At 63.5% G+C, this 14,393-nt stretch carries 14 protein-coding genes; 7 read left to right on the top strand and 7 right to left on the bottom strand.

Going from position 1 to position 14,393, the window contains the following annotated elements; translation table 11 throughout:
- The first annotated feature begins 7 nt into the window (after window positions 1-7).
- Window positions 8-841 carry a GDSL-type esterase/lipase family protein gene (locus AC1DQQ_RS05065; protein ID WP_478044426.1) on the top strand — a complete coding sequence of 278 codons (834 nt, stop codon included), beginning with the start codon at window positions 8-10 and terminating at the stop codon, window positions 839-841.
- An 87-nt stretch (window positions 842-928) separates the two neighbouring features.
- Window positions 929-1,753 (top strand): aldo/keto reductase, encoded by an 825-nt coding sequence (locus AC1DQQ_RS05060; RefSeq protein ID WP_478042048.1) that lies wholly within the window; start codon window positions 929-931, stop codon window positions 1,751-1,753.
- Window positions 1,754-1,834: 81 nt separating this feature from the next.
- Here the strand turns inward: AC1DQQ_RS05060 and AC1DQQ_RS05055 are convergent, their stop codons facing one another.
- Both AC1DQQ_RS05055 and bla read right to left on the bottom strand, forming a co-directional pair.
- Window positions 1,835-2,611 (bottom strand): alpha/beta fold hydrolase, encoded by a 777-nt coding sequence (locus tag AC1DQQ_RS05055; protein ID WP_478044425.1) that lies wholly within the window; start codon window positions 2,609-2,611, stop codon window positions 1,835-1,837.
- Between the two features lie 284 nt (window positions 2,612-2,895).
- A complete protein-coding gene (bla, locus tag AC1DQQ_RS05050) occupies window positions 2,896-3,762 on the bottom strand; it encodes a subclass B3 metallo-beta-lactamase (RefSeq protein WP_478044424.1) in 867 nt (288 codons plus the stop codon).
- A gap of 95 nt (window positions 3,763-3,857) precedes the next feature.
- Here bla and AC1DQQ_RS05045 point away from each other — a divergent pair, with 95 nt between their 5' ends.
- The gene (locus AC1DQQ_RS05045; protein ID WP_478044423.1) at window positions 3,858-4,727 is read left to right on the top strand and encodes a LysR substrate-binding domain-containing protein; all 870 of its coding nucleotides are present in this window, start codon (window positions 3,858-3,860) and stop codon (window positions 4,725-4,727) included.
- A gap of 34 nt (window positions 4,728-4,761) precedes the next feature.
- Here AC1DQQ_RS05045 and guaA read toward each other — a convergent pair whose 3' ends face one another.
- Window positions 4,762-6,318, bottom strand: a complete 1,557-nt coding sequence (guaA, locus tag AC1DQQ_RS05040; protein ID WP_478041966.1) for a glutamine-hydrolyzing GMP synthase — start codon at window positions 6,316-6,318, stop codon at window positions 4,762-4,764.
- 166 nt (window positions 6,319-6,484) lie between these two features.
- Between guaA and AC1DQQ_RS05035 the strand changes: the two genes are divergently transcribed.
- The gene (locus tag AC1DQQ_RS05035; protein WP_478028751.1) at window positions 6,485-6,832 is read left to right on the top strand and encodes a hypothetical protein; all 348 of its coding nucleotides are present in this window, start codon (window positions 6,485-6,487) and stop codon (window positions 6,830-6,832) included.
- Window positions 6,833-6,928: 96 nt separating this feature from the next.
- On the opposite strand, the gene AC1DQQ_RS05030 is transcribed toward AC1DQQ_RS05035, so the two are convergent.
- On the bottom strand, window positions 6,929-8,743 hold the full coding sequence (locus AC1DQQ_RS05030) for a flavin-containing monooxygenase (protein ID WP_478044421.1): 1,815 nt from the start codon (window positions 8,741-8,743) through the stop codon (window positions 6,929-6,931).
- A gap of 64 nt (window positions 8,744-8,807) precedes the next feature.
- Window positions 8,808-10,958 carry a prolyl oligopeptidase family serine peptidase gene (locus AC1DQQ_RS05025; RefSeq protein WP_478044420.1) on the bottom strand — a complete coding sequence of 717 codons (2,151 nt, stop codon included), beginning with the start codon at window positions 10,956-10,958 and terminating at the stop codon, window positions 8,808-8,810.
- Between the two features lie 134 nt (window positions 10,959-11,092).
- Here AC1DQQ_RS05025 and AC1DQQ_RS05020 point away from each other — a divergent pair, with 134 nt between their 5' ends.
- From AC1DQQ_RS05020 to AC1DQQ_RS05010, 3 genes are all read left to right on the top strand, one after another.
- On the top strand, window positions 11,093-11,620 hold the full coding sequence (locus AC1DQQ_RS05020) for a glycine zipper 2TM domain-containing protein (protein ID WP_478028748.1): 528 nt from the start codon (window positions 11,093-11,095) through the stop codon (window positions 11,618-11,620).
- 257 nt (window positions 11,621-11,877) lie between these two features.
- Window positions 11,878-12,375, top strand: a complete 498-nt coding sequence (locus AC1DQQ_RS05015; protein WP_478044418.1) for a DUF1579 domain-containing protein — start codon at window positions 11,878-11,880, stop codon at window positions 12,373-12,375.
- The gene (locus tag AC1DQQ_RS05010) at window positions 12,372-13,184 is read left to right on the top strand and encodes an NIPSNAP family protein (protein WP_478044417.1); all 813 of its coding nucleotides are present in this window, start codon (window positions 12,372-12,374) and stop codon (window positions 13,182-13,184) included. Before AC1DQQ_RS05015 ends, AC1DQQ_RS05010 begins: the two co-directional genes overlap by 4 nt.
- A gap of 58 nt (window positions 13,185-13,242) precedes the next feature.
- Here the strand turns inward: AC1DQQ_RS05010 and rplQ are convergent, their stop codons facing one another.
- Together rplQ and AC1DQQ_RS05000 are read right to left on the bottom strand one after the other, a co-directional pair.
- Entirely contained in the window at window positions 13,243-13,665 is a 423-nt protein-coding gene (rplQ, locus tag AC1DQQ_RS05005; protein WP_478028745.1) for a 50S ribosomal protein L17, read from the bottom strand.
- A 203-nt stretch (window positions 13,666-13,868) separates the two neighbouring features.
- Window positions 13,869-14,393 carry a hypothetical protein gene (locus AC1DQQ_RS05000; RefSeq protein ID WP_478028744.1) on the bottom strand — a complete coding sequence of 175 codons (525 nt, stop codon included), beginning with the start codon at window positions 14,391-14,393 and terminating at the stop codon, window positions 13,869-13,871.

Below are 14,393 nucleotides of genomic sequence, written 5' to 3'. Positions count from 1 at the left end.
AACCGCCATGCGCATCCGCACCCTCGCCTCGCTGATCGTCTTGCCTCTCGCGCCAGTCGCGGCTCATTCGCGCGACGAGCCGGATGTTTGCGCCGCGGATCCGGCGATGCCCCCGGAAGTGATGGCCTATCAGGCTGCCGCCGACGCCGCCCGCGCTGCGGGACGCAAACCGACTCCACCCGCTCCCGAGGTGGGTGCCGCTTATGCCGCCTGGCAGCAGAAGCTGTTGGCGGTCGATTTTCCTAATGTCTGCCGATACCGGGCCGCCAACGCCGCCCTGCCGCCCGCGACTAAGCGCCGCATCGTCTTTTTCGGCGATTCGATCACCGAGCGGTGGATTACGCTGCGCCCCGGCTTCTTTGCCGGTGATCGGGTGGACCGTGGCATCGGAGGACAAACCACGCGGCAGATGATCGGCCGGTTTCGCGCCGACGTGATCGAGCTCCATCCCGCCGTCGTGCATATCCTGGCCGGGATCAATGATCTCGCCGGCGCGACCGGTCCGACCAGCCTGTCCGAGATCGAAGGCAATCTCGCTTCGATGGCCGAGCTTGCGCGTGTGCACAAAATCAAGGTTGTGCTGGGCGCAGTCCTTCCCGCACACACGCTCGGCGGCCGGCCGGGGCACGATCCGGCAGCGGACATCGCGTCGCTCAACGCATGGCTTCGGGCCTATGCGGCACGCGAGGGCTTCAGCTTCGTCGATTATAATGCGGCGCTCGACGACGGCACATACGGACTATCGTCGGCCAATTCGGCCGATGGCATCCACCCGACCGCCGCCGGTTATGCGATCATGGAGCCGCTGGCGGAGAAGGCCTTCGCCCGCGCCGTTCGCTGACACAGTGCAAACTTCCCCCTGTAATTAATCATACTATACGATTCGACGAGGCGCTTCTATATCGCCGGCACCCTATCGGAGTCGGACATGCCTCAGCCCTTCATCACCCTGAATGACGGCAGCAAAATTCCCCAGATCGGCCTCGGCACCTATCAAGCAGCGGCCGACCGTACGGCAAAGATGGTCGAAACGGCGCTCGGCATCGGATACCGCCACATCGATACCGCGATGATCTATCGCAACGAGGCTGGCGTTGGCGAGGGCTTGCGGGCTAGCGGCGTGCCGCGCGAGGACGTCTATATCACGACCAAATTGTGGAACACCGACCAGGGCAGGGAATCCGCGCGAGCCGCGTTCAACACCAGCCTCGATCTGCTGAAGCTGGATTATGTCGACCTTTATCTGATCCACTGGCCGGTGCCCGTGCGCGATCGCTACGTCGAATCGTGGGAGACGCTGATTCAGCTTCGCGAGGAAGGCCGCGCGCGCGCCATCGGCGTCTCGAACTTCATGCCTGACCAGATCGATCGGCTGATCGAAACGACCGGCGTCGTGCCCGTCGTCAATCAGATCGAATGCCACCCAGCCTTTCAGCAGGTGTCGGCACGCGCGGAGAATGCGAAACGAAAGGTCGCCGTTCAATCCTGGAGCCCATTGGGACAGGGCGAACTACTCGGCAATGCCGTGCTCGCGGCGCTGGCGGAGAAGCACGACCGTACCGTCGCACAGATTATCCTGCGCTGGCATGTGCAGAACGACCTGATCGTCATACCCAAGACCGTCAACGAGGAGCGCATGCGCGAGAATCACGACATCCTGACCTTCACGCTTGACGCTGATGACATGGCGAAGATCGCGACGCTCGACGACCCTGAAGGACGGATGGGACCCGACCCGCTGACGTTCGAGTGACCCTGCCGGTCGGCTCCGCCGATCGAGAGAAGGCGAAGGCCGCGCTCATCGCCTCGGTCAGCAGATGTCTCTCGCGCCCGGTTATCCGCGTTGTCCGGCGGCTTCCAGGATGAGCCGGGCGATCTCGCCCGGATGAGAAATCAACGAGAGGTGACTTGCTTTCACTTCGATGGTCTTGGCGCCCATGCGCTTGGCCATGAAGCGTTCGAGATCGGGGTTGATCGTCCGGTCTTGCGTCGAAACGGCATAGAAGCTCGGTTTCGACCGCCAGGCCGCGTGCGCGGTCTTTCCCGTCAGCAGGGTCTTTTGGAACGGCTGCTGGACAGCATAGAGCACCCTCGCCTTTTCCTTCGGCAGATCGCCCGCGAAATCGCGCAGGAACGCCGTTTCGCTGAGACGCCCCTCATCGCCGTCATAGACGATCCCCGCGGACGCCGGCGGCGTCGGATAAGTCTTCGCCAACGCGGTATAGTCCTCACCGGCATCCGGCGCCCGCGCCGCCACATAGACAAGCGCCGAGACGTTGGGATGAACGCCGGCTTCCGTGACGATCATTCCGGAGAATGAATGCCCGACGAGCACGGTCGGGCCGTCCTGCCGGTCCAGCACGCGCTGTGCCGATGCGACGGCTTCTGGCAGCGTCGTCAGGGGATTCTGCACGGACGTGGCGTTGAGCCCAGCCGCCTGCAGGCGCGCGATCACCTCGGACCAGCATGAGCCGTCGGCGAACAGCCCATGGACGAGGACGACATTGCGCGCCTTCGTCGGGACCGGAATCGCGGCCATGCCGCGGGCGGCAACCAGCGAGACGGCGGCGCCGGCGGCTAAGCTGGCAGAGAAGGTTCGCCTGTTCATCATGTCGGTTACTCCTTCTCGGCCGGCGTCCGTGGTCCGGCAGGAGAGCGATGCGAGACGATCACCGCCGCCTGAATCGACTATACCTTCTCCGGAACCGCCAGCAAACCGCCGCTTTCGAATTGGCTGGATGAATTTCCACCCCAGGCAAAGGAACTACAGAGACGATCGATAGGGATCTGAGACCATGACGTTTAGCATTCCTAGCCGAAGTGGAGTTCGCTTTCGGGCTGGCGATCCAGCAAGCGCCATCGGCCTTTTGGCGATTGGCGCCGGCCGCGCCTCGGTCACATCGCCCGTTCCTTGTGCATTCGGGCACCGAGCGCGCGCTCGGCGGCGCGGGCATAGGCGCGGCAAGCTCCCGGCGCGGTTTGAAATCTTTCCTTGGCGCCATATTGGTCGGCATGCGCCGTGATCAGAATATCGCAACGCATCGCCGCCATCGCGGCATAACTGCGGTGAAAGCCGGCGACCAGGGGACGGCTGGAAGGCGAGGTGAAGCGGTAGCCGTCGGCCGAAACCGGATTGAGGCTCGAGGCGAAAACGACCGACTTGCACTGCCGCGCCTGGCACGACCGCCAGGTCCAGCTCATGCTGCCCATCGTATGGCCGGGCGTGGCGCGCGCGGTAACGACTGTGTTGCCGAGCCGCAGCGTTTCGCCATCGCGAATGATCCGTACCGAGGGTACCGCCGGAAAGCGGCCGTCATAGCCGCGCTGTGGATCGTCGTCGGCAAGGCGCCCGGATCGCAGACCTTCTGCTCCGCGCGGGCTCGCGACGACCGTTGCGCCGGTATCGCGAGCCAGCGCCGCGATACCGCCGGCGTGATCGAAGTGCGGCTCGGTGCTGAGGATGTATTTGATGTCGCCAGGACGGAAGCCGAGCGTCGCGACATTGGCGAGGATCGTCGGCTCGGCCTGTGGCAACGCGCCATCGATGAGGATCAGGCCATCGCCAGTATCGATCAATGCGACGCTGAGCCCGCCAAAGCCCACAAGATAGCTATTGCCGAACATGCGGATGGGGGGACGCGGAGCCAACCATTCCGCGGCCCGTTCCGGGGCGATCGGTCGAGTCAGCGGATCGTCGCGATCGGCCGCGGCGGCGGATCCCACGAGAGCAAGGGCAACGATGGCGGCGAGTTTGACGAGCATGTCCTGTTCTCCTTCGCCGCCGTGATGCCGCCGGGCGGGACGAACGACAAAGCATCTTCTCTGGACAGAGCCATGAGCTGAATTCATGATCAGGCATGGATCGCGCCCGACTTCCGCTCAATGCCCTGCGCGCGTTCGAGGCGGCAGCGCGCCATCTCAATTTTACGCGCGCCGCGATAGAATTGTGCGTCAGCCAAGGGGCGGTCAGCCATCAGGTCGCGCAGCTCGAACGTCGACTTGGGACGCGCCTGTTCGATCGGCTGCCGCGCGGATTGGCGTTGACCGACGACGGCCACGCTTTGGTGCCGGTGCTGGCAGAGACGTTCGATCGGATCGGAGCGACGCTCGATCGCTATGCCGATGGTGGGTTCCGGGACGCGCTGAGCATCGGCGTCGTCGGCACTTTCGCGACGGGTTGGCTGCTCGAAAGGCTGGACGGCTTTGCGGCGGCGCATCCGCACATCGAACTCCGCGTGTCGATCAACAACAATCGGGTCGATCTTGCCGGCGAAGCGCTCGATTTTGCGATCCGGTTCGGGGACGGCGCCTGGCATGGAACGCATGCCGAGCCGCTGCTGGAGGCGCCGCTGACCCCATTATGCTCGCCTGCCATGGCGCAGCGATTGCAGGTACCCGCCGACCTTACCCGCGAACGACTGTTGCGATCCTATCGCGCCAGCGAATGGACCCGATGGTTCGAGGCTGCAGGCGCGACGCCCCCGACGTTGCGCGGTCCTTTGTTCGATAGTTCCGCGCTCATGGTTGGCGCGGCAATGACCGGTCTGGGCATCGCCCTTGCGCCGAGGACCATGTTCGCCCGAGAGATAGCTGCAGGCCGTCTCGTCCAGCCTTTCGCTGTCGAGGTCGATGCCGGTCGTTATTGGCTCACGCGGTTATTGTCCCGCAAGAGCCGAGCGGCCACGCGGATCTTTCGTGACTGGCTGTTGGACGAAGCCGCGACGTAATCCGCGTAGTTTTGACAAGGCCAGAATGGGCAACTCACTCCCATTCGATCGTCCCAGGTGGCTTTGAGGTATAATCGTAGGTGACGCGGTTGATGCCTCTGACTTCGTTGATGATCCGGGTCGCGACGCGCGACAGGAATTCGCCGGTGAAGTGATAGGCGTCGGCCGTCATGCCGTCGACCGAGGTCACCGCACGCAACGCCAGCACGTTGTCATAGGTGCGGCCGTCGCCCATCACGCCGACCGAGCGCACCGGGAGCAGCACCGCGAACGCCTGCCAGATCGCATCGTAGAGGCCGGCGTTGCGGATTTCCTCGAGGTAGATCGCATCGGCCTTGCGCAGGATGTCGCAGCGTTCCTTGCTTACTTCACCGGGGATGCGGATGGCGAGGCCGGGTCCGGGGAACGGATGGCGGCCGACGAAAATCTCGGGCAAACCGAGTTCGCGGCCGAGCGCGCGCACCTCGTCCTTGAACAATTCGCGTAGCGGCTCGACCAGCTTCATGTTCATGCGCTCGGGCAGACCGCCGACATTGTGATGGCTCTTGATCGTCACCGAGGGGCCGCCGGTGAACGATACGCTTTCGATCACGTCGGGATAGAGCGTGCCTTGCGCGAGGAAATCCGCGCCGCCGACCTTTTTCGCTTCGTCCTCGAACACGTCGATGAACGTCTTGCCGATGAACTTGCGCTTCGCCTCGGGATCGGTGACGCCCGCCAGCCCGCTCAGGAACAACGTCTCGGCGTTCACATGGACGAGCGGGATATTGTAGTGGCCGCGGAACAGGCTGACGACCTGATCGGCCTCGCCCGAGCGCATCAGGCCGTGGTCGACGAACACGCAGGTCAGCTGGTGACCGATCGCTTCATGGATCAGCACCGCGGCGACCGCGCTGTCGACCCCGCCCGACAGGCCACAGATCACCCGCTTGTCGCCGACTTGGGCGCGGATCTCGGCGATCTTGGCGGCGCGGAATTCGGCCATCGTCCAGTCGCCGCTCAGCCCACAGACATGGCGCGCGAAATTGGCGATCAGCTTCGCGCCATCGGGCGTGTGGACGACCTCCGGGTGAAACTGCATCGCGTAATAACGACGTTTGTCGTCGGCGATCACGGCGAACGGCGCGCCGGCGCTGGCCGCAACCGGGCGGAAGCCGGGAGCGAGCGCAGTGACCTTGTCGCCATGGCTCATCCACACCTGGTGCGTCTCGCCTTCGGTCCAAAGGCCGTCGAACAGCTCGCAGCCGTCGTCGATCTCGATAAAGGCGCGGCCGAACTCGCCGCTGTCGCCCAGTTCCACGGTGCCGCCCAGCTGATGCATCATCACCTGCTGGCCGTAACAGATGCCCATGATCGGCAATCCGCTGTCGAGGATCGACTGCGGCACGCGCGGGCTATCGTCGTCCAGCACGCTGGCCGGGCTGCCCGATAGGATGATCCCGCGTGGCTTCATCCGCGTGAAGGCGTCCGCTGCCGACTGGAAGGGTGCGATTTCGGAGTAGACCCCCGCCTCTCGCACGCGGCGCGCGATGAGCTGCGTCACCTGACTGCCGAAATCTACGATGAGGATCGAGTCGCTGTGCTGGTTCATGGCGCCCGATAGCGGCTGATCCCCCGGAATGCCAGTTCACCGGCGCGAATTGGCCGCTTTCGGTCCGATGCGACGAGCCGCGAAATTTTTGTTTCACAAAAGCTACGTAAATGTGTCATGATTCTGTAACATCGCGATCAAGCGGTGGTTTTGGAAGGATGCAGATATGATCAAGACGGTACTCCTCTCGTTGCTTGTCGCGTCGCCGCTGGCGGCAGTTCCGGCAGCGGCGGCCTCGAATGACGGCCAGACCACGGCGCTCGTCACGGCGCGCGACTCCGATGTTCGTTCGGCCGAAGCGCTTACCCGCATCGCGCCCAAGGACGGCGGTGCCTATATCGAGCTCGCCCAGGCCTATTTGCGCGCGGACCGCACTGCGGATGCCGCTGCTGCTTATCGCCGTGCGCTGACGCTCGACAACGAGATGATGGAAACCAAGACCGGCGATTCGATCTGGTCGCGCAATGTCGCGCGCGCCGCGCTGGTACGTTTCCCCCAGATGTCCTCGCGCTGATTTAGAGGGGGCGCACCCGGCCTCCACTGGAGGCCGGGTAGCGACTTTTTTCGCGACATGGCCCGTCGCCGGTTCGACGATGCGGCGGGCCGCCGCTCAGTTGAAAGTCAGGCCCTCAAACTTGCCCGACCGCGTCCAGTCGTCGAGATATCGGAAATAAGCGAAAGCGCCGAGCGGATAACCGACCGCGAGCGCCGCTGCCGGCCCCGGATCCTTGCCTTCGTTATTGTAATAACCGGGCGTGCAGTCGGGCGCGTTGCGCAATGTCTGTCCCGGTCCGGTCAGCAACAGATCGACCCAGGCGTCCTGCGCCTCCTGCGTCACTTCGACCTCTTTGGCGCCGATCTCTTCCGCGTGACGAACGACGGCGGCGATCGCGCGCGCGGACTCGGTCAGATTGTGCGGAACGTTGGAGATCAGGTTCGCGCCCTGGGTCGGCGTCACCACGAACATATTGGGGTAATCATGAACATGGATGCCATGTTTCGAGCGCATGCCCTGCGCCCAGCTGTCGGTCAGTTTCACCCCATCGCGTCCGACCACGTCGAAGCCGAGCAAGCTCTGTAAATTGGTGCCGACGTGGAAGCCGGAGGCATAGATGATGCAATCGACCTCATAATGCTTGCCGGCGACGACGAAGCCGGTCCCATCGATCCGTTCGACTCCCTGCCCGTCCGTATCGATCAGGTGCGTGCCGGGCGTGTTGAACGCCTGAAGATAGGCGTCGTGGAAGCAGGGGCGCTTGCAGAGCTGGCGGTACCAGGCTTTCAGCTTCGCTGAGGTTTCCTTGTCCTCGACAATCGCGTCGACGCGACCGCGGATTTCCTCCATCTTTTCGAAGTCGGAATCCTCCCATACCGACATGATGTCGGCCAGGCTGCGCTTGTCGGGCGGCAGGGTCGCCACGCGCGCCTTGATCCGGCGCGACAAATCGGTCCAGCCGTCCTGGACCCAATCCTCCTCGATCATATTGCCCGGCGTCTGGTTGGCGGTGAAATTCTCCAGCCAGCGGCGTTGCCAGCCTGGCGTGGCGATGCTCGCGAACCAGTCGGGGTCGATCGGCACGTTGTCGCGGACGTCGACCGAGGACGGCGTGCGCTGGATGACGTAGAGCTCCTTGCATGCCCGCGCGAGATGCGGGACCGCCTGGACCGAGGTCGCGCCGGTGCCGATGATCGCGACGCGCTTGTCGGCGAGGCCGGTCATCGGTGCGCCCTTGGCGTCGCCGCCGGTATAGTCATAATCCCACCGGCTGGTGTGGAACGACTTGCCCTTGAAGCTGGTGAGGCTGGGAATGCCGGGCAGCTTGGCGACATGGAGCGGGCCGGTGCCGATGCCGACATATTTGGCGGTGAAGCGATCGTCGCGGTCCGTGGTGATAACCCAAAGCGACCGCTCGGCGTCCCAGGCGACCTCGCGGATCTGGGTGTGGAACAGCGCCTTGTCGTAGAGATGATATTGACGCCCGATCCGCTGGCATTGCTCGAGAATTTCCGGGCCGTGCGCGTATTTCTCGGTCGGCATGTGCCCGGTTTCTTCGAGCAGCGGGATGTAGATCATCGACGCCGTGTCGCATTGCGCACCCGGATAGCGGTTCCAATACCAGGTGCCGCCGAAGTCTCCGCCTTTTTCGATGATACGGAAGTCGCTGGTCCCCGCCTCCGCGAGCCGGGCGCCCGTGACCAGGCCGGCAAACCCGCCGCCGACAAAGGCGAAGGTTACGTGATCGGTGACCGGCTCGCGCTCGATGAACGGCGTGTGCGGATCGGCGGCATAATGCGCCAGATTGCCCTCGAGATTGAGATATTGGGCATTGCCGTCGTCGCGCAGGCGCTTGTCGCGCTCGGCGATATATTTCGCGAGCAGCGCCTTCTTGTCGATCGGCTTCTTGAGCGGGGTCTGGTCGTTCATGACCATAATCTATCTTTGAAAAACGGTCCGGCGCAAGAAGGAAACGCCGGACCGTGCATTCGTTTCAGTTGATCGGCTTCACCTCCAGGCCGGTCCATTTGGCGATGAACGCCCAGTCAATCGCGGCCTCGTCGATGATCTTGTCGGTTGGCTTGCCCGAGCCGTGCCCAGCGCGGGTTTCGATCCTGACCAGACGCGGCTTCGGCCCCAGATCCATCGACTGGAGCATCGCGGTGTATTTGAACGTATGCCCCGGCACGACGCGGTCATCAGTATCTGCCGTCGCTGCCAGGACCGCCGGATAGGGCTTGTCCGCGCGAATGTTGTGATACGGCGAATAGGCGTAGAGCGTTTTGAAATCCGTTTCCTTCGACGGATAGCCGTAATCGTCGACCCAATAGCGGCCGGCGGTGAAGCGGTCGAAGCGCAGCATGTCCATCACCCCGACCTGGGGCAGAGCGGCGGCGAACAGATCGGGCCGCTGGTTGACCACCGCGCCGATCAGCAGGCCGCCATTCGAGCCACCCTGGATCGCGAGCTGGTCCTTGCCGGTATAGCCCTTGGCCTTGAGATATTCGCCTGCGGCGATGAAATCGTCGAACACATTCTGCTTGTTGGCCAGCCGCCCGGCATCGTGCCACGCCTTACCGTATTCGCCGCCGCCGCGGATATTGGCGACCGCGAGCACCCCGCCCTGTTCGAGCCAGGCCACGCGCGCGGCCGAGAAAGCGGGCGTCATCGAGATATTGAACCCGCCATAAGCGTAAAGCAAAGTCGGCGCCGGGCCGGTCACGCCTTTCTTGCGGACGATGAACATCGGCACCGTGGTCTTGTCCTTGGACGGATAGAAGACCTGGCTGACCTCATAGCCAGTGGGATCGAACGCCACCTTCGGCTGCGCCCAGACGCTCGCCTTGCCGGTTGCGACGTCATAGCGGTAGATCGTCGTCGGTGTGGTGTAGCTGGTGAAGGTGAAGAAGGTCTCGGGATTGTCGGCTTCGCCGCCGAAGCCGCCGGCAGCGCCGATGCCGGGCAGCGCGACCTTTCCGTCGGGCTTGCCGTCGAGCGTGAAGCGGCGGACCTCGCTCTTCACGTCGACCATATATTCGCCGATCAGCCTGCCGCCGATCAGGCTGGCCGTGTCGAGCACGGCCTTGTCCTGCGGGATGACCTCGACCTCGGGGGGGGTGGCCGAACGCGCGTAAAGGTTGGTCATCACTACCTTGTTGCGCGGGGCATCCTTGTTGGTCAGCCAGTAGAAATTGCCGCCCTGATTGCCGATCAGGCCCCACATATTGGCCATGCCTGTGAACAATTTGCGCGGCGTCGGATTGGGCGCGGTCAGGTCGATGACCGTGACATCGTTGCGATTGTCAGTACCCTCGGTGGTGTAGATGACCAGCCATTTGCCGTCGTCGGTCACCCCGGCGCCATGGCCCCATTTCGGATGATCGGGAGTCGCATAGACCAGGACGTCCGCCGATTGCGGCGTGCCGAGTTTGTGGAAGTAGACCGCCTGATTCTCATTGGTCGACTGAAACTTCTTGCCCTCGGGCGGCGCCGGGAAACGCGAATAATAAAAGCCCGATCCGTCCTTTGCCCAGGACAGGCCGGAGAATTTGACCCATTCGATATCGTCGTCGAGCACCTTGCCGGTGTCGACGTCGAGCACCTTGACCGTGCGCCAGTCGGTGCCGCCGTCCTGGATCGCATAGACCAGCTTCTTGCCGTCCTCGCTCGGGGCCCATTCGCCGAGCGCGGTGGCGCCGTCCTTCGACCAGCCATTGGGGTCCATCAGCACCCTGCCCTGCCCATCGACGCCATCACGGACGAACAGCACCGCCTGGTTCTGCAGACCGCTATTGTGCAGGTAGAAATAGCGCCCGCCTTTGCGCTCGGGCTGGCCGAACCGCTCATAGTCGATCAGCTTCTTGAGCCGATCCTTGAACACATCGCGGCCGGGAAGCGTCGCCAGATAGGCGTCGGTGATCTTGTTCTCGGCCTCAACCCAGGCCGCGACCTTGGGATCGACGCGGACGTCGTTTTCGAGCCAGCGATAGGGGTCGGCGACCTTCACGCCGAATTGTTCGTCGACGGTGTCGCCGCGCTCGGTGGCGGGATAAGTGATGGCGGTCATATCGGTTTTTGGGGAACTCGTCCGGGCAAGAGCGGGCGCGGCAAGCGCAATCATGGTCAGCGGCAAGATATGGCGCATTCAGGGCTCCGCAAGCTAGCGTGGGGCATCCTGTGTATCAGGCGGCACACCGCGTTCAATGGCTGGAAATGGCGCCGTTTCGGACCCATAACGGCTTGAATGCGTTTTGCCGTCCATAACCAGGAGAAGAAAAAATGATCCGCTCCCTCCCGATCGCCGCGATCATGTTGTCGTCGATCGCGCTCCCCGCAATGGCGCAAAGTGTGCCCGAGCAGCGCCGCTGGGAAGCCGCCCAGCGCCGCTATGACAACGAAACCGCAATCTACGATCGCGCGCGTGCCGATTACGAAGCGGCACAGCGGCGCGACCGCCGCTACGGCTATAATAATGGCGGCTATAACGACCCTCGCTACAATGGTCCCAATGACGGGCAATATTCGACCGATTATGACGCCTCGCGTTATTATCGAGACGATCCGCGTTATCAGGAGCGCACGCTGAGCTCGAACGACCAGGTCTATCGCGGATCCGACGGCCGTTATTATTGCAAGCGCTCCGACGGCACGACCGGCCTGATCATCGGCGGCGCTGCCGGCGGCATCGTCGGCAACGTCATCGATGGTGGCCGCAACCGCGTTGCGGGTACGCTGATCGGCGGCGCGCTGGGCGCGCTTCTAGGCAAGAAAGTCGACCAGTCGAACAGCGAGTATAAGTGCCGCTGAGCCGCACGCGGGTTAGCGCAGGCTAACCTGCGAGACGGCGAAAGCGCGGCCGGCGGGCCGGTTAGCCCGGCCCGACCGATGGCGCGGAATTTACTTCCGCGCCCCGCCGGAATCAGAAAGGCCACGCTCTCCTCGGCGAGCGTGGCCTTTTTTTAATCCGGTAAGAATCCTGATCCCGCCATACCCGGCCTCCAACACTATTGACAAAACAGGTCGACCGGTCTGTTTTGTCGGCGCCAAACGAGGGGAGTCGGAAAATGCCAGACAATGACGATCGGCCCGACGAGCGACGCGACGGAGCCGGCGACTTCGACTTCCTGCACGGCGCCTGGCGTGTACATCACCGCCAGCGTCGCGAACGCCTCGCCGGGTGCGACGAATGGATCGAGTTCGGCGGAACGATGGAAGCCGATCCGATCCTGGGCGGCCTGGGGAATTTCGACCGCAACGTGATCGACTTGCCCGGCGAGCGCTATGAGGCCTCCACTTTACGGCTGTTCCATCCCGACACCGGGCAATGGTCGCTGCACTGGATCGACGGGCGCGATCCCAAGATCGATCCGCCGCTTTACGGCGCGTTCAAGGATGGCGTCGGCACCTTCTTCGGCGACGACAGTTTCCGCGGCCGTCCGGTCCGACTGCGCTTCCTCTGGGAGCGGCCGACGTCGACCACCGCGCACTGGAACCAGGCTTTTTCGGCCGATGACGGCGCGACCTGGGAAACCAATTGGATCATGGAGTTCAGCCGGACATGAAACGCGTTCCTTTTCTGTCGCTCGCCGCTGCCGGCATTGCGGCGCTCGCCTCCCCTGCCCCCGGCATCGCAGCCGACGATGCGGCGCCGCATCCGGTCATCGAACTGCGCCAGTACAAGATCGTGCCGGGCAAGCGCGACGCGATGATCGCACTGTTCGAGCGCGAGTTCGTCGAAAGTCAGGAAAAGCTGGGCATGCGGCTGGTCGGCCAGTTCCGCGACCGCGACGATCCCAGCCGGTTCACCTGGATCCGCGCTTTCCCCTCGATGGAGGCACGCGGCAAGGCACTCAACGATTTCTATTTCGGACCGGTCTGGCAGGCGCATCGCGGCGAGGCCAACCCGTTGCTCAACGACAATGACGACGTCCTGCTGCTACGGCCCGCCTGGCCGGGATCGGGGTTCGGGCCGCCAAATGGACTGCGGCCGCCGCCCGGTGCCAGTGGCAAACCGGCTGGGCTGGTCGTGGCGACGATCGAATATCTGTGGAAGCAGCCCACCGAGGGATACGCGGCCTATTTCCGCGACACGTTGGCGCCCGCCTATCGCGCGGCCGGCCTGCCGGTGCTTGCCGTCTATAGTCCCGAGACCGAGCCCAACAATTTCCCGCGGCTCTATGTGCGGCAAAGCGAGCGGCTGCTGGTGTGGTTCTCGCGGGTCGCCAACCCAGCCGCCTATCAGGCAGCACAGCGCAAGTTGCGCGCGACGGCGGTTTGGCGCGGGTCGCTTCGGCCGACATTGGCTAATTATCGCGAACGCACCCCGCAAGTGCTGATGCTGTCGCCGACGCCGCGCTCGCTGCTGCAATGATCCAATAAAAAAGGCCCCGCTTTCGCAGGGCCTTTTTTCGCAGTCGGCCAATGCCCGATCAGGCGGCGACGTCGAAATCCTCGTCGGTCATCACCGGGCCCGAATCCTGACCCTTGGCCGAGACGTCACGATCGACGAATTCGATGATCGCCATCGGCGAGGCGTCCGACGCGCGGATGCCGGCCTTGATGACGCGGGTATAGCCGCCGGCGCGCGAGGCGTAGCGCGGGCCGATTACGTCGAACAGCTTCACGAGCTGCGCGTCGTCGAGCAGGCGGGCGTGCGCCAGACGACGATTGGACAGGCCGCCCTTCTTCGCCAGCGTCACCAGCTTCTCGACATAGGGACGAAGTTCCTTCGCCTTGGCGACGGTGGTGGTGATCTGCTCGTGCTTGATGAGCGCGGCCGCCATGTTGCGGAACAGGGCGAGACGATGCGCGGAGGTACGCTGAAGCTTACGACCGCCAACCTTATGACGCATTGCTTATATTCCTTGTTCGTCCGGAAGCCGTGTCAGGCACTTCCGGCCAGGCGGTGAAAACGGGCCACCACCCAAAAACCCGATGCTTTCGCGAAGCGTGGGCAAAACCCGATCCGCACGCAAAAGTCAAGCCGCACCCGCATGAGCGCGGCTTGAACTTTTCGGGGATGCGGCGGGATTGGTTCCCGACCGCATCCGATTCCTTACTTCGCCTGCGGAACCGGAACTGCCGCCGCGAGCTGGTCGGGGCGCAGTGCGCCCTCGCCCGGGCCCATGTCGTCCGCATCGACCATCTTGAGCTTCTTGGTTTTCAGGAAGTCGTCGCGGGTCGAGGGACGGATGTCGGGACGGCCAACCATGATGCCCATCTTGATCTTGCAAGAAGCATATTGCGTCTCACCATCCTCGACGTTGAGTGCCAGCGTGTCCTTGGCTTCGCTCTTGACCGTGTACTCGTGACGACCCGGCGTCGCGGTCATGATAAAATAACGTCCAGCGCCCAGCGAACTGATCTTCTGACCGCTCTCATTCACCGAGCAACCGATTGCGAAGCCGGTGCCGCCTGGACGGAAGAATACGATTTGCCCCTTGCCCGACGGCGGGGTCGGAATCACGATCGACTCGGTCGGCACGGCCTCGGCCTTCGCCTTGTCCTTATCCTTCGCGACGGCCGGCGTGGCGAGCATCGCCAGCGCGAGCGCAGTCAGGGTAACGATACGCGACGTCAT

The sequence above is a fragment of the Sphingomonas sp. P4_G3 genome (genome assembly GCF_056401105.1).
Note: the sequence above shows the minus strand (reverse complement) of the source record. Positions and strands in the feature narration are given on the sequence as shown.